Origin of the sequence: Nonomuraea cypriaca, from assembly GCF_015645445.1 — a bacterium.
In the GTDB taxonomy this organism is placed as follows: domain Bacteria; phylum Actinomycetota; class Actinomycetes; order Streptosporangiales; family Streptosporangiaceae; genus Nonomuraea; species Nonomuraea cypriaca.
Map to the genome: position 1 here is coordinate 13643 of NZ_JADOGI010000121.1, position 18158 is coordinate 31800.

At 69.2% G+C, this 18158-nt stretch carries 16 protein-coding genes; 7 read left to right on the plus strand and 9 right to left on the minus strand.

The genetic code is table 11. The features are described from left to right. Window positions 1–176: 176 nt before the first annotated feature. Window positions 177–575, minus strand: a complete 399-nt coding sequence (locus tag ITP53_RS32825; RefSeq protein ID WP_236051422.1) for an aggregation-promoting factor C-terminal-like domain-containing protein — start codon at window positions 573–575, stop codon at window positions 177–179. A 244-nt stretch (window positions 576–819) separates the two neighbouring features. Here ITP53_RS32825 and ITP53_RS32830 point away from each other — a divergent pair, with 244 nt between their 5' ends. Next, window positions 820–1305: a glutathione peroxidase gene (locus ITP53_RS32830; protein WP_195899337.1), complete on the plus strand. Its 486-nt coding sequence runs from the start codon at window positions 820–822 to the stop codon at window positions 1303–1305. A 135-nt stretch (window positions 1306–1440) separates the two neighbouring features. Next, on the plus strand, window positions 1441–2592 hold the full coding sequence (locus ITP53_RS32835) for a M29 family metallopeptidase (protein ID WP_195899338.1): 1152 nt from the start codon (window positions 1441–1443) through the stop codon (window positions 2590–2592). 7 nt (window positions 2593–2599) lie between these two features. Here the strand turns inward: ITP53_RS32835 and ITP53_RS32840 are convergent, their stop codons facing one another. After that, on the minus strand, window positions 2600–3667 hold the full coding sequence (locus tag ITP53_RS32840) for a LacI family DNA-binding transcriptional regulator (RefSeq protein WP_195899339.1): 1068 nt from the start codon (window positions 3665–3667) through the stop codon (window positions 2600–2602). A gap of 179 nt (window positions 3668–3846) precedes the next feature. On the opposite strand from ITP53_RS32840, the gene ITP53_RS32845 reads away from it, so the two are divergent. Continuing rightward, the gene (locus ITP53_RS32845) at window positions 3847–5058 is read left to right on the plus strand and encodes an ABC transporter ATP-binding protein (protein WP_195899340.1); all 1212 of its coding nucleotides are present in this window, start codon (window positions 3847–3849) and stop codon (window positions 5056–5058) included. A 135-nt stretch (window positions 5059–5193) separates the two neighbouring features. Here the strand turns inward: ITP53_RS32845 and ITP53_RS32850 are convergent, their stop codons facing one another. Further along, window positions 5194–5943: an SDR family NAD(P)-dependent oxidoreductase gene (locus ITP53_RS32850; RefSeq protein ID WP_195899341.1), complete on the minus strand. Its 750-nt coding sequence runs from the start codon at window positions 5941–5943 to the stop codon at window positions 5194–5196. A 35-nt stretch (window positions 5944–5978) separates the two neighbouring features. Between ITP53_RS32850 and ITP53_RS32855 the strand changes: the two genes are divergently transcribed. Then, on the plus strand, window positions 5979–7145 hold the full coding sequence (locus tag ITP53_RS32855; RefSeq protein WP_328816513.1) for a PQQ-dependent sugar dehydrogenase: 1167 nt from the start codon (window positions 5979–5981) through the stop codon (window positions 7143–7145). A gap of 25 nt (window positions 7146–7170) precedes the next feature. Here ITP53_RS32855 and ITP53_RS32860 read toward each other — a convergent pair whose 3' ends face one another. Continuing rightward, window positions 7171–7506 carry a carboxymuconolactone decarboxylase family protein gene (locus ITP53_RS32860; RefSeq protein ID WP_236051423.1) on the minus strand — a complete coding sequence of 112 codons (336 nt, stop codon included), beginning with the start codon at window positions 7504–7506 and terminating at the stop codon, window positions 7171–7173. 309 nt (window positions 7507–7815) lie between these two features. Here ITP53_RS32860 and ITP53_RS32865 point away from each other — a divergent pair, with 309 nt between their 5' ends. Next, window positions 7816–8499: a hypothetical protein gene (locus ITP53_RS32865; protein ID WP_195899344.1), complete on the plus strand. Its 684-nt coding sequence runs from the start codon at window positions 7816–7818 to the stop codon at window positions 8497–8499. An 11-nt stretch (window positions 8500–8510) separates the two neighbouring features. Further along, window positions 8511–11588, plus strand: coding sequence for an AAA family ATPase (locus tag ITP53_RS59555; protein WP_207756706.1), 3078 nt, complete (start codon window positions 8511–8513; stop codon window positions 11586–11588). Between the two features lie 90 nt (window positions 11589–11678). Here ITP53_RS59555 and ITP53_RS32875 read toward each other — a convergent pair whose 3' ends face one another. Further along, entirely contained in the window at window positions 11679–12860 is a 1182-nt protein-coding gene (locus ITP53_RS32875) for a TerC family protein (protein ID WP_195899346.1), read from the minus strand. Window positions 12861–13086: 226 nt separating this feature from the next. On the opposite strand from ITP53_RS32875, the gene glnII reads away from it, so the two are divergent. Continuing rightward, window positions 13087–14109: a glutamine synthetase gene (glnII, locus tag ITP53_RS32880; protein ID WP_195899347.1), complete on the plus strand. Its 1023-nt coding sequence runs from the start codon at window positions 13087–13089 to the stop codon at window positions 14107–14109. 119 nt (window positions 14110–14228) lie between these two features. On the opposite strand, the gene ITP53_RS32885 is transcribed toward glnII, so the two are convergent. The 4 genes from ITP53_RS32885 to ITP53_RS32900 all read right to left on the minus strand — a co-directional run bounded on the left by ITP53_RS32885 (window position 14229) and on the right by ITP53_RS32900 (window position 17691). Further along, window positions 14229–15767: an aldehyde dehydrogenase family protein gene (locus ITP53_RS32885; protein ID WP_195899348.1), complete on the minus strand. Its 1539-nt coding sequence runs from the start codon at window positions 15765–15767 to the stop codon at window positions 14229–14231. Window positions 15768–15824: 57 nt separating this feature from the next. Continuing rightward, a complete protein-coding gene (locus tag ITP53_RS32890) occupies window positions 15825–16703 on the minus strand; it encodes a UTP--glucose-1-phosphate uridylyltransferase (RefSeq protein WP_195899349.1) in 879 nt (292 codons plus the stop codon). A 63-nt stretch (window positions 16704–16766) separates the two neighbouring features. After that, window positions 16767–17339 (minus strand): alpha/beta fold hydrolase, encoded by a 573-nt coding sequence (locus tag ITP53_RS32895; RefSeq protein WP_195899350.1) that lies wholly within the window; start codon window positions 17337–17339, stop codon window positions 16767–16769. Window positions 17340–17412: 73 nt separating this feature from the next. After that, window positions 17413–17691, minus strand: coding sequence for a DUF1876 domain-containing protein (locus ITP53_RS32900; protein ID WP_195899351.1), 279 nt, complete (start codon window positions 17689–17691; stop codon window positions 17413–17415). Window positions 17692–18158 lie beyond the last annotated feature (467 nt).

Sequence of the window (18158 nt, forward strand, 5' to 3'; positions counted from 1 at the left end):
TCTAGCACGATTCCTATTACGCGCGGTCACCGAGGGTCATACATCACGACACGCGAAGGGCAGGTGTTTGTGTGATCGTTGCGGATAAAGGGCCCGCTCGCTGGACCGGGATTGCCCGGCCCGTCGCGCATATGGCGGGCCCTTGCCGGAAAAAGCGGGTAAGCCTGGGGTTTGGCTCAGTACCAATGGTGGGATTGGAAGTGCGCCCAGGCGCGACACGGCTGGCCGTACCGCTGCTTGATGTACGTGAGACCCCACTTGATCTGCGTGCGGGGGTTGGTCCGCCAGTCGCGTCCCGATGAGGCCATCTTGTGCGCCGGGAGCGCCTGGGGGATCCCGTACGCGCCTGAGTACCGGTTGCCGGCGCGATGGTTCCAGCCGCTCTCCCTGGCCCAGAGCCTCTCCAGGCACCTGAACTGGGCCGTGGTCCAGCCGCGCTCGGCCACCATGGGCCTGGCGATCGACTTGTTCCTGCTACTGGCCTGGGAGCTCTGCGCCTGTGCGGCCGAGGCGCCGCCCACCGCCACGAGAGTGGCGGCCAGGACGAGTACGCCGGTACGGCGGAGCATGGGCATGCGGATTTCCCTTTCGAGGGGTTTCAAGGACCGCGCCACCCTGCCCGATTAGCACCCTTTGCCGCGAATTGACCATGAAAGAGTAGATCATTGGTAAAGACCCGAATATGTGGATTTTCAGGCCCTTTGCCCCGAAAATGAGAACCCCGTCACATTTCTCCGGAGGCACGCCGGCGTCCTCCGAATGGCGCCAGGATCCGGAACCGCCGGTCGGCGGGCGGGGGCCGTTCTGTAAGGTCGGTCCATGAGCCTCAGCGACATCCCGCTCCGCACCCTCGCGGAGACCCCCACAACCCTGGGCGAACTGGCGGCGGGCAAGGCCGCCCTCATCGTGAACGTGGCCTCCCGATGCGGCCTCACCCCGCAGTACGGCGGCCTGGTCGACCTGCAGCGCCAGTACGGCCCGCGTGGCTTCACCGTGATCGGCGTGCCCTGCAACCAGTTCGCCGGCCAGGAGCCCGGCACCGCCGAGGAGATCCAGGAGTTCTGCGCGACCACATACGGGGTGGACTTCCCGCTCCTGGCGAAGACCGACGTCAACGGCCCGGACCGGCACCCGCTCTACACCGAGCTGACGCCCGTCGCGGACGCGGACGGCGAGACGGGCGACGTCCAGTGGAACTTCGAGAAGTTCCTCGTGGACCGCGACGGCGAGGTCGTGGCCCGCTTCCGCCCGCGCACCACCCCGGACGACCCCGCGCTCACCTCCGCCATCGAGAAGCTCCTGTAACCGCCATCGGGGTCAGCGTGGGGTCATTCCGAACGTAGTCGGGCGATTACGGTAAGCGATCATCTGGGTGGGTATCGCGGTTGATGTGCCGCCATCAGCCAGGACATCGGCCCGACGCCCGCAGGGGAGCGTGCGATGACGATCAATCCGTACGCAGGATCGCCTTTCAGCTACGTCGCCGCGCCGGCCGCCGCGCCGTACTCCATCGTCGAGTTGATGCCCGGCGTCCGCAACCTGTGCGAGTACGTGCGGTTGGAGGCCGGCGAGCGGGTGCTGCTGCTCATGGAGCACACCGTGGATCCCGTGGTCGTCCAGGCGATCGCGGCGGCGATGGCGTTTCGTGACGCCGACGTCCGGATCCTGTCCGTGCCGCCGTTCAGTCCCGGCGGATGGGACAAGGGGGCGTGGCTGGACATCGAGACGGCCGCGTTCAGGGAGGCGGACGTCGTGATCAGCGGCACCTGGTGGGGCGAGGTGCACACGGCGCCGCTGTTCTTCGACCAGATCAAGGCGCGTTCGTCCCGCTTCCTGTCCCTGCACATGACGGCCACGGCCGGGGCGCTGCTCACCGGGGGGCGGCTGCCCGCCGAGGTGTTCTACGCGCTGCTGAGCCGGACGCTGCGGCAGTTGTCGGCCGCCCGGACGATCCGGGTCACCTCCGCCCAGGGGACCGACCTGACCTTCTCTGGCCTGGCCTTCGACCCGGACCCGGGCGCGATGCGGCCAGGCGACTGGCGGCCCTTCCCGTACGGGGGCGCCAACTTCTGGCCCACCGGCACCGAGGGCGTGCTCGTCGTCGAGGACTGCACCGTGACGGGCGTGCCCGAGGACACCCTGCGCCTGACGTTCGAAGGCAACCTCGTCCGCGAGATCGACGGCGGCACGGCCGCCGAGCAGTTGCGCCGTTACGCGCCGGAGGGCTACTACATGCGGCACGGCCTGTTCGGGCTGAACCCGAAGGTGCGGGTGGCCGGCGGGACGCAGTTCGAGCGGGAGAAGCACGCCGGCTCGTTCTACTGCGGCATCGACGGCCTGACCGGCGGCGTGCCCGTGACGACGGGGCCCGGCTTCGCGCACTGCGACTGCCAGTTCGACCGGCCCACGGTGCACGTGGACGGCGAGCTCTTCATCGACCGCGGCCGGCTGCTGATCCTCGACGAGCCGGAGATCCGCGAGGTCGCCGCGCGCTTCGGCCCGCCGGACGTCATCCTGGACGACAACCCGGTCATGATCCTTCCCCGCCGCTACACGGGCGCGGGCGCCCCTGAACTGGTCGTCGAGAGCTGAACGACGCTCAGCGGCGGGGGCCGCAGCTGCCTCTGACGATGAGCTCCGTCGGCAGGACGACGCTGCGGGGCCTCCGGGTGCCCGCGCGCAGCACCAGCTCGGCCGCGCGGTAGCCCATGTCGCGGCCCGGCTGGGCGATCACCGTCAGGGGCGGGGCGCACAGCTCGGCCCAGGGCACGTCGTCGTACATCACCAGCGACACGTCCCTCGGCACCCTCAGGTCCAGCTCCCTGGCGGCCAGTACGGCCGCCTCCCCGAGCACGTTGCCCCCCGCCACCACGGCGGTCAGGTCGGGGCGGCTCTGGAAGAGGCCGGAGGCGGCGGCGTAGGCGGAGTCGCGGCTGCCCGTGCCGAACACGACCAGCTCCTCGTCCACCGGCGGGCCCACAGCCGCACGGAAGGCGGCCACCCGCCGTTCCTGGCCGGGGCCGCCCAGGAACGCGATGCGTTTGTGGCCGAGGCCCCTCAGGTAGCGCACCGCCGTACGGATGCCGCCCCGGTCGTCCGCCACCACGGCCGGGACGTCCAGCGAACGGGACGGCGGGGCGGCGGCGGGGGAGAGGCCGTCCAGGAGCATGAGGTCGTTGGCGGCGGACGCGGCCGGGTCGTCCTCGGGGAGCGCCTGGGCCGGCAGGTGGTCGGCGAAGACCACCGTCATGCCCGCGCGGAAAGCCGGCGTCCAGGTTTCCGCGTCTCCCGACGGGACCGCTATCAACCGGTCTACGCTCTGTTCCAGGAGCATGCCGATCAGCTCGGCCTCCTGCTCCGGGTCGCCGCCGGTCGAGCCCAGCACCACCGGCTCGCCGGCCGAGCGGGCACAGGCGAGCACACCCTCCGCGAGCTGTCCGTAGAACGTGTCGGTCAGGTCGGGGACGAGCAGGCCCATGCCGCCCGTGCGGCGCTGGCGCAGGTTGCGGCCCAGAGCGCTGGGGCGGTAGTCGAGCTGGGCGGCGACGGCGAGGACGCGCTCGCGCGTGCGCGGGCTGGCCGAGCCGCCCGACAGCACCCGGGAGACGGTCGCGACGCCCACGCCGGCCGCCTCCGCCACATCCTTGATCGTCGCCCGCCTCTCCATGGAAACGATTCCATCATGCTTTCCGCCGGACGGGAAGTCCGCCGGGCCGACAAGGGCTGGTCACGCGGGAACCCTTGACACCGATGTCCGTTTCGGGTGAGATGCTTGAAAACGTATCCACGTGAGTGGTGACACGGTAACAACGTCCGGGCCTTAGCCCTGGAGCGCGAAGGAATGTCATGGCATCCATCGTTCTGACGAACGTCGACAAGATCTACGCCGGTGGCGTAAAGGCGGTGAACGGGCTCAACCTTGAGATCAAGGATGGCGAGTTCATGGTCCTGGTTGGTCCGTCCGGTTGCGGTAAGTCGACCGCGCTCCGGATGATCGCGGGTCTGGAGGACATCAGCGGCGGCGAGATCTCGATCGGCGAGAAGGTCGTCAACCATCTGCCGCCCAAGGACCGCGACATCGCGATGGTCTTCCAGAACTACGCGCTCTACCCCCACATGACGGTGGAGGAGAACCTCGCGTTCGGCCTCAAGCTTCGCAAGATGCCGAAGCCGGAGATCCAGAAGCGCGTCGGCGAGGCCGCCAAGATGCTCGGCCTGGAGACGTACCTCAAGCGCAAGCCGGCCGCCCTGTCCGGTGGTCAGCGCCAGCGTGTCGCCATGGGCCGCGCCATCGTCCGAGAGCCGCAGGCCTTCCTCATGGACGAGCCGCTGTCCAACCTGGACGCCAAGCTCCGCGTGTCCATGCGGGCCTCGCTCAACACGCTGCACGAGCGCCTCGGCGTCACCACCGTGTACGTCACCCACGACCAGGTCGAGGCCATGACCCTGGGCGACCGCGTCTGCGTGCTGCGCGACGGCATCCTGCAGCAGGTCGACACCCCGCAGAACCTGTTCGACAAGCCGCTCAACCTGTTCGTGGCCGGGTTCATGGGCTCGCCCGCGATGAACTTCGCCACCGCCGAGCTGGTCCGCGACGGTGGCGCCGCCGTCAGCTTCGCCGACATCAAGCTGCCGATCCCCGACTCGACCTTCAGCGACAAGCCGGGCCTCGACAAGTACATCGGCAAGAAGATCATCCTCGGCATCCGCCCGTCCGACTTCGAGGACGCGGGCTCGGCCGGCGCCAACGCCAACGGCTGGGCCACCCTGCCGGTCAAGGCGGAGGTCACCGAGGAGCTGGGTTCCGAGATCAACGTGCTGTTCCTCATCGACGCCCCGCCCGTCGAGCACAAGGACACCGTCGCCGCCGCCGACACGGGCGACGACGACGAGAGCGCGTTGCCGCTCGTGGGCGACAAGTCCCTGTGGACCGCCCGTGTCAACGCCCGCAGCCACGTGCGTCCCGGCCAGAACATCGACCTGGTCCTCGACACGCACAACCTGCACTTCTTCGACCCGGAGTCCGGCCTGGCCATCGGCCACCCGTCCAACCTCTGATCCCCACCCGAAGTCTTCCGGATCCCGGCCGTGAGTCCGCTCACGGCCGCCCGGGCCCCCACCGCGACCCCCTCCCGCGGCGGGGGCCCTTTCTTTTTGGCGCTGGTACGCGTCCTTCTGGCCCTGGTACGCGGCTCAGCGCCCGATCCGCTGGGAGACGTAGGCCTGCAGGCCGCGCGGCACCAGCCTGCCGACCGCCACGATCGCCTTGTAACGCGCGTCCGGAATCGACACGCGCCTGCCCAGGGCCAGGTCGCGCATCGCCGCCCTGACCACGTTGTCGGCCTTGAGCCAGAGGAACCCGGGAATGCTCCCGCTGTCCATCGCGGCCCGCTGGTGGAACTCGGTCCGCACGAACCCCGGACACAATGCCATGATCTTGATGCGCGGGTTCCGGATCTCGGTCGCCGCGGACTCGCTGAAGTTGACCACCCACGCCTTGGACGCGCTGTAGGTGCCGCGCGGGAAGAACGCCGCCGCCGACGCCACGTTGACGATCGCGCCCCGGTCGCGCTCCCGCATCCCGGGCAGCGCTGCCAGCGTCAGCCTGAGCACGGCCTCGCAGTGCACCTTGAGCATGCGCACCTCGTCCTCGACCGGCACGTCGGGGAAATGGCGGCGGTGGCCGAATCCGGCGTTGTTCACCAGCAGGTCGACCCCGTCGTGGAGCCTGGACTCGACGCGGGACAGCCCTTCCTCGGTGCCGAGGTCGGCGGGCAGCACCTCGACGCTCACGCCGTACCTCAGCTTGAGCTGGTCGGCGGTCTGGGCGAGCCGGAGCGCGTCCCGCGACACCAGGACGAGCGAGAAGGCGTCGGCGGCCAGGCGCCGGGCGAAGGCGGCGCCGAGGCCGGAGGTCGCGCCAGTGATCAATGCGGTAGGCATGTCTGAACTTTAACGTCCGTGGCAGGATGAAAGGCGTGCGCCTCGTCGCGGTCCTGACGTTCCTTCTCGTGGCCCTCACCGCCTGCTCCACCACCGAGCTCCCGTCCTCCGGGTTCCTCACCCCGTCGGCCTCCACCACCCCGGCCCAGCCCACCGACACCGGGAGCGAGCCCGCTGAGACGGCGGCGCCCCGGCGGGGCGAGCTGCGGTTCAGTGAGATCGCCAGGCTGGAGCAGCCGGTGGCGATGGCCGTGCGCGAGGGTGACGATCGGCTCTACGTCGCCGAGCAGACCGGCAGGCTGCGCACCACCGGCGGCGTCACCGTGATCGACCTGTCCGGGGAGGTGAGCCACGGCAACGAGCAGGGGCTGCTCGGCGTCGCCTTCCACCCCACCGGCCGCTGGGTCTACCTCAACTGGACCGACGCCGAGGGCGACACCCACGCCACCGAATGGGCCTTCGACGGGACCAGGGCGACGGCCAGGCGCGACGTGCTCACCCAGGATCAGCCGTACAACAACCACAACGGCGGCCAGCTCGCCTTCGGCCCCGACGGCCACCTCTACATCGCGCTCGGCGACGGCGGCAGCGGGGGCGACCCCCAGGGCAACGGCCAGAACCTGGGCACGCTGCTCGGCAAGATCCTGCGCATCGACCCGCGCGGCCGGCCGTACGACGTGCCGGAGGACAATCCGTTCGCCGGTGAGCGGGGCGCGAAGGGCGAGATCTGGGCGTACGGGCTGCGCAACCCCTGGCGGTTCACGTTCGATCGCGGCACCGGCGACCTGTGGATCGGCGACGTCGGGCAGAACGCGTGGGAGGAGGTCGACCACCAGCCCGCCGGGTCCGAAGGCGGTGAGAACTACGGCTGGAACCTGCGCGAGGGCAAGGAACCCTACAACGACGGCGGCACGGGCCGCGAGCTGGTCGACCCGGTGATCGTCTATCCGCTCGGAGAGGGCGGCAACTGCTCGGTGATCGCCGGTTACGTCTACCGGGGCGAGAAGATCCCGTGGCTCCGGGGCCGGTTCATGTACGGCGACTTCTGCGCCGGCTGGATCAGGACCGCGCCCGCCCACGCGCCCGCCGACTCCGAGGAGGCCGGCAGGGTGGAGCAGTTGTCCTCCTTCGGCGAGGGCCATGACGGCGAGCTGTACGCGCTCAGCCTCCAAGGCCCCGTCTACCGGATCGAGCCCGCCTGACGCCCGGCCCAGGGCCGCCTGACGTTCAGCTCAGCGGGTCCTCCACCTCTGATCGCGTCTGCTCTACCCGCTCGATCAGGTCCTCGACCTGGTCGTGCAGCCTCGCTCCCCGCGCCCAGCCCGCGTAGTGGGTGAGGAAGACCACCACTTCCCGCAGCTCGCTCTCACTCAGCTCGCCCGCGCGCAGGGCGACGTCGAGCTGGACGTCCGTCTCTTCCTCCATGCCCAGGCCGACGAGCAGCCCGAGGAGGAGCAGGCGCCGCTCCCTGACCGACAGCACTGTCCTCGACCAGAGGTCGGCGAACTGACGCTCGGCCATGAGGCCGAACCAGTCGACGCTCCCCCGTGCGGGTTCAGTCATTGTGCGCTCCCCGATGTCGGAAGGGATTCTCATATCTTTCGCTACTTCCTCAGTTGAACCAATGGGGGTTGCATGAACGTTGTAGGTGCACACCCAGGGCCGGCGGGGCGGGCCGCCGGCCCCGGCCCCTTCGGGACCGGTGGTGACCAGGGGACGAAGCGAGTTTTCTGGGACCGGCTCATTTTGGATCTGTAACAAGTAAAGCCAATCTAAGGCCAAGATTTGGTCAAGATTTCTCAGCGCGCCTGGGGCTCCTTCTGCCTGAAAGCGGGCACAACAACTCCGTTGGCGGTAAAGCGGAGGTAAGCCGTGGCGGAAAAGACACGGGCTTTGATCGCGCTCATGGTCGCGGTCCTGACGCTGTCCGCGTGTGCCGGGCAGCCGGAGTTCACCTACGTACGTGACGAGAGCGGCACCACCTACTTCAAGGTGCCTTCCACGTTCACACAGCTCAACACCTCTCCCATCGAGCTGTTCCTGTCCGGCGACCAACCGAACTCGCAGGCCGCGATGCTGCGCGCCCAGCGGGTCTGGTCGACGGCCTTCGACCAGGCGGCGGAACCCTCGGCCGGGCACCTGCTCCGCTCCCAGGACCCCTTCGTCTACGCCACCGTGCACCAGCTCACCGAAGAGCAGCGGGACACGATCTCACTGAACCGGCTGCGCGACTTCGTCCTGCCGGTGACCAAGCAGGTGCGCGACCTCTACACGCAACAGGCCGCGGCGACCGGTCAGACGCCGATGTTCAGCGACTTCGAACTCATCAACGACGAGATCCTGACCCTGGACGACGGCGCCAGGGGGGTCCGGGTCCGCTTCAACTACCAGATCGGCGGCCAGGTCCAGACGTTCGACCACACGGCCATCCTGCACGAGAAGGGTGCCACGGTCTCCGTCATGCTCATCGGCTGCCAGTCGGTCTGCTTCGTGCGGCGCGCCTCCGAGTTCGACCAGATCGCGAGTTCTTTCAAGCTGCTCCGGCTGCCCGGATGAGGGAGCACCATTTGACCACGACCATTCACCATGAAGGGCTGCGTGCCCCCGGCAGCGGGCCCTCCGATCCCGAATCCGTGACCAGGAAGAAGATGCGGTTCTGGGATCGGAGCAGGTTTCTCATCGTCCTGGTGGTGGCCTATCTCATCCTCACGTGGAAGGTGATGGCCGACTTCGCGGGCATCATCACCTTTCCCGAGGCGGCGTGGGTGACCGCGGAGTCGTACCAGTGGATCTTCTGGTTGGTCGCCGCGGAGTGCGTTCGCCAGCTGCACTTCCTCGTCAGCGAGCACTGGTCGGCCTACCACCGGTTCTGGAGTCAGAAGGTCTTCGGCGGGTTCGAGCACTGGTCGCACCGCCGCTTCGACGACTGGACGCGCTACCGCCTCTCGCGGGCGCTCAAGATCGCCTTCTTCGTCACGCTGATCGCGCTGGTGCTGGGCGCGGTGCTGGACGTCAGCCCGTTCGCGGCGCTGCCGCGGGCCCCGGCGCTGGTCTGGCAGGCGATGCCGTTCCTCATCCAGATCGTCTTCCTGTTCTTCGTGGTCATCATCCCCTTCGTCGGCCTGTTCTGGTTCCTGTCCAGGGGCGGGGTGGAGACGTACCTCCCCGACGACATCAAGACCCGCTTCGCCGATGTGTGGGGGCAGGACCACGTGGTCGAGCGCGTCCAGGAGAACATCGTCCTCCTGGAGCGGCCCGACGAGATCGAGAAGCGCGGCGGGTACGTCCCCAGCGGCCTGCTGCTGTGGGGGCCGCCGGGTACCGGCAAGACCCTCATGGCCGAGGCCGTCGCAGGTGAGACCGGCAAGCCGTACGTGTTCGTGGCCCCCGGCGCGTTCACCAACGTGTTCATGGGCATCGGCGTACTCAAGGTCAAGTCGCTGTTCAGGAAGCTGCGCAAACTGGCGCTCAGGTACGGCGGCGTGATCGTCTTCTTCGACGAGGCCGACTCGCTCGGCAGGCGCGGCCGGCTCGCCCAGCAGGGACCCCCCGGGCAGGGCGGCGGCTTCTCCGGCCTGTCGGGCCTCGCGGGCTGCCACGGCATGAACTACCTGTCCGAGCCCACCCGCCAGGTGCTCGCCTTCCGCGGCGGGCGCCGGCCCGAGGAGGAGCCGGGCCGGCGCAACCGCTTCTTCATGGGCGGCGGCATGAACGGCAGCGGCGACCCGGGCACGCTCCAGGCGCTGCTCACCGAGCTGTCCGGGCTGAAGAAGCCGCGCGGGTTCTTCAACGGGCTCGTACGCAGGCTGCTCGGGATGCGGCCCAAGCCACCGCCGAAGTACCGCATCCTCGTCATGATGGCCACCAACCGGCCGGACGCGCTGGACGAGGCGCTGCTGCGGCCTGGCCGCATCGACCGCATCTACAAGGTCGGCTACCCGTCCAAGGCCGGGCGGGTGCGTACGTACCAGGGTTACTTCGACAAGGTGTGGCACCGGCTCAGCGGGGAGCAGATCGACAAGCTGGCCACGATCACCCCGTACGCCACCGGCGCCACGATCAAGGACCTGGTGAACGAGTCGCTGATCACCGCCATCCGCGACGGGCGCGAGATCATCACCTGGTCGGACGTGCTGCGGGCCAAGCGGCTCAAGCAGCTCGGACCGCCCGAGGACGTCGAGTACATCGAGCGGGAGCGGCACGCCGTGGCCGTGCACGAGGCATGCCACGCCGTCGTCGCGTACGTGACCCGCTTCCACCTCGAGATCGACGTCGCCACCATCGAGAAGGGCGCCGACTACCTGGGCATGGTCGCCTCGATCAAGCCCGAGGACCAGTTCACCCGGTGGAAGTCCGAGCACGAGGCGGACATCATGGTCTCCCTGGCCTCGCTGGCCGGCGAACGGATGTTCTTCGGCGAGGACAACTCCTCCGGGGTCTCCGGCGACCTCTACTCGGCCACGTACCTGACGGCGATGATGGAGTCGTACTGGGGCATGGGCTCCGGCGTCACCTCGCTGCCCGCGCTCCAGGAGCTGGAGATCATGGGCGGCAAGGCCGTACGCAAGCGCGGCGGCGTCCCGATCGGCATCACGGAAAGGGAGCCGAGCAGGCACCAGCCCGACCTGACCCCCGACGTGCTGGGGGAGCGGATCGAGTTCAACCTCGTGCGGCTGCTGGAGCGGACCGGGGAACTCCTCATGGAGCACCGCAGGGACGTGCTGTGCCTGGCGCACGCGCTGGAGACGCACAAGACGCTCAACGGCGACGACGTGGTGGCCATCCTCCGGCGTGAGCCGGGGCCGCTCATCGACGGCACGATCTACGCCTCCGACGAGCTGTACCGGGAGCTGGAGGACTACCACCGGGACGCGGCCAGGGCCCACAAGGAGCACAGCCACATCGATCGCGACCTGCCGGGTCACGTGGAGGCGGCCGGGCTTCCGACGGCCGCGTTCGGCGGTGGTCCCGGCGTGAAGGCCGTCCAGGTGGGTCCTGCGTTCCCGCCGCCGAACGCGTGGGTCGCGCCGATCACCTCCGCATCCGCGCCCTTGCCATCCGCACCCTTGTCATCCGGGCCTCCGGCGTCCGGGCCGCTGCCATCCGGGCCTCCGCCGGCCGGGCCCTCGGCGTTCGGGCCTGCGGCGTCGGTTGTGCCGTCGTCCGGGCCTCCGCCGCTCGTCGTGCCCCCGGCGGCCCCGCCCGTGGAGGTGTCCGAGCGGCCCGAGTTCGTGCCGTGGGCGCCCGCTCGGGCGTCCGCGCCGCCGCAGGCGCCCGTCGTGGTGAGTGCGGCGCCGGCGCCCTCCCCGTGGGGCCGGGTCGCCGGCCGGGTGTGGCTGGTCGTCGCCAGCCTGCTCGGGCTCGTGGCGCTCTCGGTCATCCTCGCCCTGGCGGTGACGGATACGCTGGCCGGCTCCACGTCGGTGGCCTCGCTGCTCCTGCTGTTCGTCGTGGTGGTCGCGGTCATCGTGGGCGCCGGGCTCGCGATGGTCGCGATCAAGGGTGTACGCACGGCGCAGGCCAAGGCGGAACGCGAACGCGACGAGGCCCACGCCCGTGCCCAGCTCCTGGCCGCCGCGATGGACCCCGACACGGCCATGCGGCTGCTCGGCTACGACGGCGACGGGAAGGATGGGCGTACCTGACAAGAGACCGGGGCGGCCCCCACACCGGCCCCGGCCTGCCCGCCGCGCCTCAGCGGCCCCGCCTCAGCCGGCCGCAGCGGCAGGGCGTGGTCAGCGCACCCGGGTTCTGTCGTGTTCCTCGTGGACTCTGCGCAGCAGGGTCATGAGCCGCTCCTCCTCGCGGATGCTCCTGCGGTACTTCTCCGGCAGCTTCCTGAGCCGCGCCTCCTCGGTGAGCAGCTTGGCGAACAGCTCCCGGCGCAGCGCGGGGTCGTGCTCGACCTCCAGGTACTCCTGGGCATGGCGCCGCGCGGCCGAGACGGTGTTCTGTGCGACGCCCTTGGCGCTGGCCATGGACGCGATCACGGTGACCAGCAGCACGCCGATGATCATCGACAGGGACAGGCCGGTGCTGATCTCGGTGACGGGCACCGGCCGGCCGCCGTTGATGAAGGGCACGTTGTTCTCGTGCAGGGCGTGCAGGACGAGCTTGACGCCGATGAAGAACAGGATGATCGACAGTCCGTAGGTCAGGTAGATCAGCCGGTCCAGCAGGTCGTCGATGAGGAAGTACAGCTGCCGCAGCCCCAGCAGGGAGAACGCGGTGGCGGTGAAGACCAGGTAGACGTTCTGGGTCAGGCCGAAGATGGCCGGGATGGAGTCGAGGGCGAACAGGATGTCGGTCCCGCCGATGGCGATCATCACCAGCAGCATCGGCGTCATGACCCGCCTGCCGTCCTGGACGGTGAACATCCGGTCGCCGTCGTAGGTCGCGGTGGAGGGGAGGAGCCGCCGGGCGAGGCGGACCATGAGGTTGCCCGCCGCGTGGCTCTCCTCGCTCTCGGGCTTGAGCAGGTTCCCGGCCGTGAACAGCAGGATGAGGCCGAAGAGGTAGAACGCCCAGGAGAACGTGTTGATCAGCGCCGCGCCGAGCAGGATGAACCCGCTCCGCGCGATCAGTGAGAAGACGATCCCGAACAGCAGCGCCTTCTGCTGGTCGGCGCGGGGCACCTTGAAGCTGGACAGGATGACGAGGAACACGAAGAGGTTGTCGACCGACAGCGCCTTCTCCGTGACGTATCCGGCGAAATACTCGGCTCCCGGCTCGGCGCCGCCGAAGATCCACACGCCTGCGCCGAACAGCAGGGCGATGCCCACGTAGAGAGCCGACCAGATCGACGCCTCGCGCAACGTCGGGACGTGCGACTTGCGTACGTGGAACACGAAGTCGAACAGCAGCAGCCCGATGATCCCGAGGATCGTGAGCCACCATGCGGCGGCTGATACGTCCACCCAAGACCCCCCCATGCCTTCGTGCCAGCGCGGCTGTCATGGGGGGTGGCGATGTGGCCGGCGCGAACTCGTATCGTCGGTGGTGCTACCCGGGCCGCCCCGCTCCAAGCCGACCGGCGATCGCGTCACGGCGCGTGATTAACACGGCGTTCACATGCGGGCAAAAACCGGGAAACGGCTGTCCGTAAGACTCGGCGTGGCTGAGAGAAACCCCGAAAGGACCGCCGTGAGCTACAAGGCTGAGTACATCTGGATCGACGGCACCGAGCCCACCGCTCTGTTGCGCTCGAAGACGAAGATCCTTGCTGACGGAGCCGAGCCTCCGGTGTGGGGCTTCGACGGCTCCAGCACCAACCAGGCCGAGGGCCACGCGTCGGACCGTGTGCTCCGCCCCGTGTTCACCTGCCCCGACCCGATCCGCGGCGGCGCCAACCTGCTCGTCCTGTGCGAGGTCGAGGAGATCAACGGCGACCCGCACTCCAGCAATACCCGCGCGATGCTGCGCCCGATCGCCGAGCAGTACGCCGCGCAGGAGTCCTGGTTCGGCATCGAGCAGGAATACACCTTCTTCAAGGGCAGTCGCCCGCTCGGCTTCCCCGAGGGCGGCGGTTTCCCCGGGCCGCAGGGCCCCTACTACTGCGGTATCGGCGCCGACGCCATCTTCGGCCGCGAGATCGTCGAGCTCCACCTCGACCGCTGCCTCGCCGCCGGCCTGGAGCTCTCCGGCATCAACGCCGAGGTCATGCCGGGCCAGTGGGAGTTCCAGATCGGCCCGGCCGGCCCGCTCGAGGTCGCCGACCACATGTGGGTGGCCCGCTGGCTGCTCTACCGCACGGCCGAGGAGTTCGGCGTGGAGGCCACCCTCGACGCCAAGCCCGCCCGCGGCGACTGGAACGGCGCCGGCGCGCACACCAACTTCTCCACCCGCGCCATGCGCGAGGGCTACGACGCCATCATCACCGCCTGCGAGGCGCTCGGCGAGGGCGACAAGCCGATGGAGCACATCACGCAGTACGGCGTGGGCATCGAGAGCCGCCTGACCGGCGCCCACGAGACCGCCCCGTGGAACAAGTACAGCTACGGCGTCTCCGACCGCGGCGCCTCCGTGCGCATCCCGTGGCAGGTCGAGGTGGAGAAGAAGGGCTACATCGAGGACCGCCGCCCCAACGCCAACGTCGACCCCTACGTGGTCACCCGCCTGCTGGTGAACACCTGCTGCGCCGCCCTGGAGAAGGCCGGCCAGGTCTGATCCGGCCAGAAACACGAAACAGGGCCCCTCGCGATGAGGGGCCCTGTTTTTTTCGTCAGACAGCCCTGTTTCGTGAGACAGCCCTGTCTTTCGTCAGACGACGGCCCCTCATCGAGTTGTCACGAGAGGCGGAAGTCCAGGTCGGGGGTGATCTCCGCGACGTCCATCTGGGCCTTCTGCAGACGGCCTGAGTGGTCCCAGTTCATCGCCTGCCAGCGGGTGAACTGGTCGAGCACCCACATGCCGGACTGGCGGCTGCCGTTGCCCGACTTGCCGTTGCCGCCGAACGGCAGGTGCGCCTCGGCTCCCGAGGTGGAGTTGTTGACGCTGACCATGCCCGCGGAGACGCCCTCCCGGAAGCGGAAGGCGTGCTTGGCGTCGGTGGTGTAGATCGAGCTGGACAGGCCGTAGCCGGGCCGGTTCGCCAGCTCGACGGCCTCGTCGATGGTCTGGAACGTGGTCACGCCCACGATCGGGCCGAACGTCTCCTCCAGGAACAGCCGGTCCGACGGTCGCACGCCGTCCACGACGACCGGGTGGTAATAGAGCCCCTGACCGCCGTCGAAGTCCCGGTGCGGATTGTCCTTCGTGATCTTCCCGATATTTCCGGACACGACCTTGTGGTGGGGCTGGATCCAGGTCAGGTACTCCTCGTACCGGTCCGCGAACTTCTGGTCCAGCAGCGGGCCCGACAGCACGTCCTGCTCCGGATCGCCGATCCTGGCCTCGCGTACGGCCCGCGCGAACCGCTCCACGAACTCGTCGTGCACACTTTCGTGCACGATGATCGTGCCCAGGCTGGTGCAGCGCTGACCGGCCGTGCCGAAGCCGCTGAACAGCGCGCCCTCGACGGCCAGGTCCAGCTGGGCGTCCGGCATGATGACCATGGGGTTCTTGCCGCCCAGCTCCAGGCACGCCGACTGCAGGTGCCGCCCGGTCAGCTCGCCGATCTTCCGTCCCACCTCGCTCGACCCGGTGAACCCGACCTTCTGCACGCTCCCCTCCTCCAGAGCCAGCTCCAGGCCGCTGAACGTCTCGGCGCCGTCGGCGAAGACGATGTTCAGCACGCCGTCGGGCAACCCCGCCGCGACGAAGAGCCGGAACATGGCGTGCGCGGAGGCGGCGGCGTACTCGGCGGGCTTCCAGACGACGGCGTTGCCGCAGAGCAGGGCTGGGACGAGATACCACGAGGGCACGGCGACCGGGAAGTTGCCCGCCGTGACGACCGCGGCCACGCCGACCGGGGTCCGGAACGTGAACAGGTTCTTGTCCGGCATCTCCGACGGCACGGTCTGGCCGTAGAGCCTGCGGCCCTCGCCCAGGAAGAAGTCGCACGTGTCCACGATCTCGCGCACCTCGCCGAGAGCCTCGGCGTACGGCTTGCCGATCTCCTCGGTGACCAGGTGGGCCAGCCGCTCGGCGTTCGCCTCGACCAGGCGCCCGATGGAGGCGATCACCCGCCCGCGCACGGGGGCGGGTACCTTGGCCCACTCGCGCTGCGCCTCCTTGGCGGTGCGGCAGGCGGCGGCGAACGTGCCGGCGTCGGCCAGGCCGACCCGGGCCACGACCTCGCTCGTGCGAGCGGGGTTGGTGGAGTCATAGGTGGCGGCGGACGCCGCATCCTTGCCACCCACGATGGAAACGATCTGTCGGCTCACCGGTTCCTCCTCGTAGTTCCTCCGGAAAGACAATCATCCCGCCGGAAAAAACCCAAGTCAGCGGGTGTCGCTCCCGAGGGCGAGGTCGCGCAGCTCGGGGCCGTACACGGGGTGGGCGAGGGCGGCGGCGAATTGGGCCTTGAGGTAGTCGAGCGGCGATCCCGTGTCCCACCAGGCGCCGTCGATGACCTGCCCGTACACCGGGTGGGTGGCGGCGTGGCGGTGCAGGGCGTCGGTGAGGTAGATCTCGCCGCGCGGGTCCTCGTGCCACCTGCGCGTCTGGGCCTCCAGCTCCTCGATCACGCCGGGCGTGACGACGTAGCCGCCGATCGCCGCGTACGGCGACGGGGCCTCCTCGGGGACCGGCTTCTCCACCAGGCCCGAGATCAGCAGGCGGCCGTTGCCCAGGTCCTTCTCGACGACCGGCACGCCGTAGCGCGAGGCGTCCTCGATCGCCATCGGCAGCAGGGCCAGGACGGGGGCGCCGGTGGCTTCGTACGCGGCCTTGAGCTGCTTGGCCCGCGGCACCTCGGCCACGAACACGTCGTCGGCCCACAACACCATGAACGGCTCGTCGCCGATGACGCGGGCGGCGTTGAGCACGGGGGTGCCGTTGCCGTACGGGCCGTTCTGGTACAGGTACGTGATGTGGGCCAGCGAGGACAGCTCCGCGACCGAGTCGGCCAGGTCGTCCTTGCCGGCGGCGCGCAACTGCAGCTCGAGGTCTCCGTCCGGGGCGAAGTGCCGCTGGACCAGCTCCTTGCGGGCCGAGGTGACGATGGTGATCTCCTCGATTCCGGAGTCGACCAGCTCGCGGATGGTGTGCTCGATGACGGGCTTGTCGCCGATCGGCAGCATCTCCTTGGGCAGCGCCTTCGTCAGGGGCAGCAGGCGGGTGCCCAGACCGGCCACCGGGATCACGGCTTTGCGGACCATGCGTCTCTCCTTGATCGACACGACGGGGAGCGTGCCGAGGTTACCTCAGGCCGTCCTCGTTGATCATGGCGGTGGTTGGTTCGGGCGGCGAAGGGCTCCCGTCCCAGACCCGCACCGCGGGCAGCGGGCCTGGGACATGGCCGTGCGGGCGAGGTAGTGGAGGAGGCGGGGAGAGGGCGGCGGCAGATCGCCGGGGTCGGGCTCCCGCCCCTCCAGCGCCCGTGCCCACGCGGGGCCCGCGTCGTGGCCCATCGGGGCCGCCATGATCGCGGTCAGCGTCAGCACCCGCTCAGGACGGTGCACGGCCAGCCACTGGGCGATCGCGCCGCCGAGCGACGCCCCGGCGACGTGGGCGGCGACGATGTCGTACGCGTCCAGGACGGCCGTGGCGTCGCCGGCCATGTCGGCGAGCGTGTAGGGGCGGTCGGCGAAGTCGACGCAGTCGGAGCGGCCCGTGTCGCGGTGGTCGAACCTGATCACGTGCCGCCCGCCGGCCACGAGGCTCTCCACGAGTTCGTCCGGCCAGCCGGTCCCCGGAGTGGAGGTGCCCATGACGAGCAGCACCGCCGGATCAGCCGGATCGCCGAAGGACTCGGTCCACAACCGCACATCGGTGGAGGTAATGAATTTCCCCATAAATCGGCAATATAGCGAATTTCGCATTTGTTTGCATAAAATGCTTAATTCGGCTATTCGTGGTATAATGCATTTACCAAGAACGGTTCTGGGTGGCGGAATCCGCGGGATGGACCGAGTCCGCGATGTCGTGCCTCGTGATCACGGCCAGCTTGTCCGCCAGGTCACCCAGCGCCCGTGAGACCGCCAGTTCGTCGCCGATCTCCGGGACCGAGGGGTCGGCCGGATTCCGGCGGGCGCGGCCCTCTCCCGTCACCCGGGTGCCGTCGCGGGTCGTCAGCGTCGCCTTCGCGGACGTGTCGTCGCCCTCCTCGGCGATATGTACGCGCACGCTCCACTCTTTCGCCTCCATGACCTCCACCTCCCTCCCACCGGGCTGCCCGGTCAGGACGGGGTAAACGTCATAGTCGGCGACGGAGAGGGGTCACAGACCGCTCCGCCTGGGCAGCCCCTTTCGCACAGCCGCTCGCGCCCGGCCTTCCAAGCGGTGAAGCCGATTTCCGGGCGGAGAGGTCGGCCTTCCGGGCGGTGAGGCCGGTTGCCGGGCGGAGAGGTCGGCCTTCCGGGCGGTGAGGCCGGCCTTCCAGGTGGTGGAGCCGGTTGCCGGGCGGAGAGGTCGGCCTTCCAGGGGTCAGGCCGGTTTCGAGGCGGTTCCAGGTGGTGAGGCCCGGTTGCCGGGCGGTGAGGCCGGTTTCTAGGAGCCTTCTGAAGATGTTGCTGGTGTGACAGATCGCAGGTTGAAGGTGCGGCGATCAAGGCTGTGAGGGTGGAATTTCCCTGGGGTTGCTGCCTGTTGGATGGGCCTCAGCCGGTGGTTGG

Coding starts and splice junctions, on each gene's coding strand:
- ITP53_RS32840 (WP_195899339.1), bottom strand. CDS start 3,667: ATGGAGAGGCGGGCGACGATCAAGGATGTGGCGGAGGCGGCCGGCGTG.
- ITP53_RS32825 (WP_236051422.1), bottom strand. CDS start 575: ATGCCCATGCTCCGCCGTACCGGCGTACTCGTCCTGGCCGCCACTCTC.
- ITP53_RS32835 (WP_195899338.1), top strand. CDS start 1,441: ATGACGATCAATCCGTACGCAGGATCGCCTTTCAGCTACGTCGCCGCG.
- ITP53_RS32850 (WP_195899341.1), bottom strand. CDS start 5,943: ATGCCTACCGCATTGATCACTGGCGCGACCTCCGGCCTCGGCGCCGCC.
- ITP53_RS32830 (WP_195899337.1), top strand. CDS start 820: ATGAGCCTCAGCGACATCCCGCTCCGCACCCTCGCGGAGACCCCCACA.
- ITP53_RS32845 (WP_195899340.1), top strand. CDS start 3,847: ATGGCATCCATCGTTCTGACGAACGTCGACAAGATCTACGCCGGTGGC.
- ITP53_RS32895 (WP_195899350.1), bottom strand. CDS start 17,339: ATGGGGAAATTCATTACCTCCACCGATGTGCGGTTGTGGACCGAGTCC.
- ITP53_RS32860 (WP_236051423.1), bottom strand. CDS start 7,506: ATGACTGAACCCGCACGGGGGAGCGTCGACTGGTTCGGCCTCATGGCC.
- ITP53_RS32900 (WP_195899351.1), bottom strand. CDS start 17,691: ATGGAGGCGAAAGAGTGGAGCGTGCGCGTACATATCGCCGAGGAGGGC.
- ITP53_RS32890 (WP_195899349.1), bottom strand. CDS start 16,703: ATGGTCCGCAAAGCCGTGATCCCGGTGGCCGGTCTGGGCACCCGCCTG.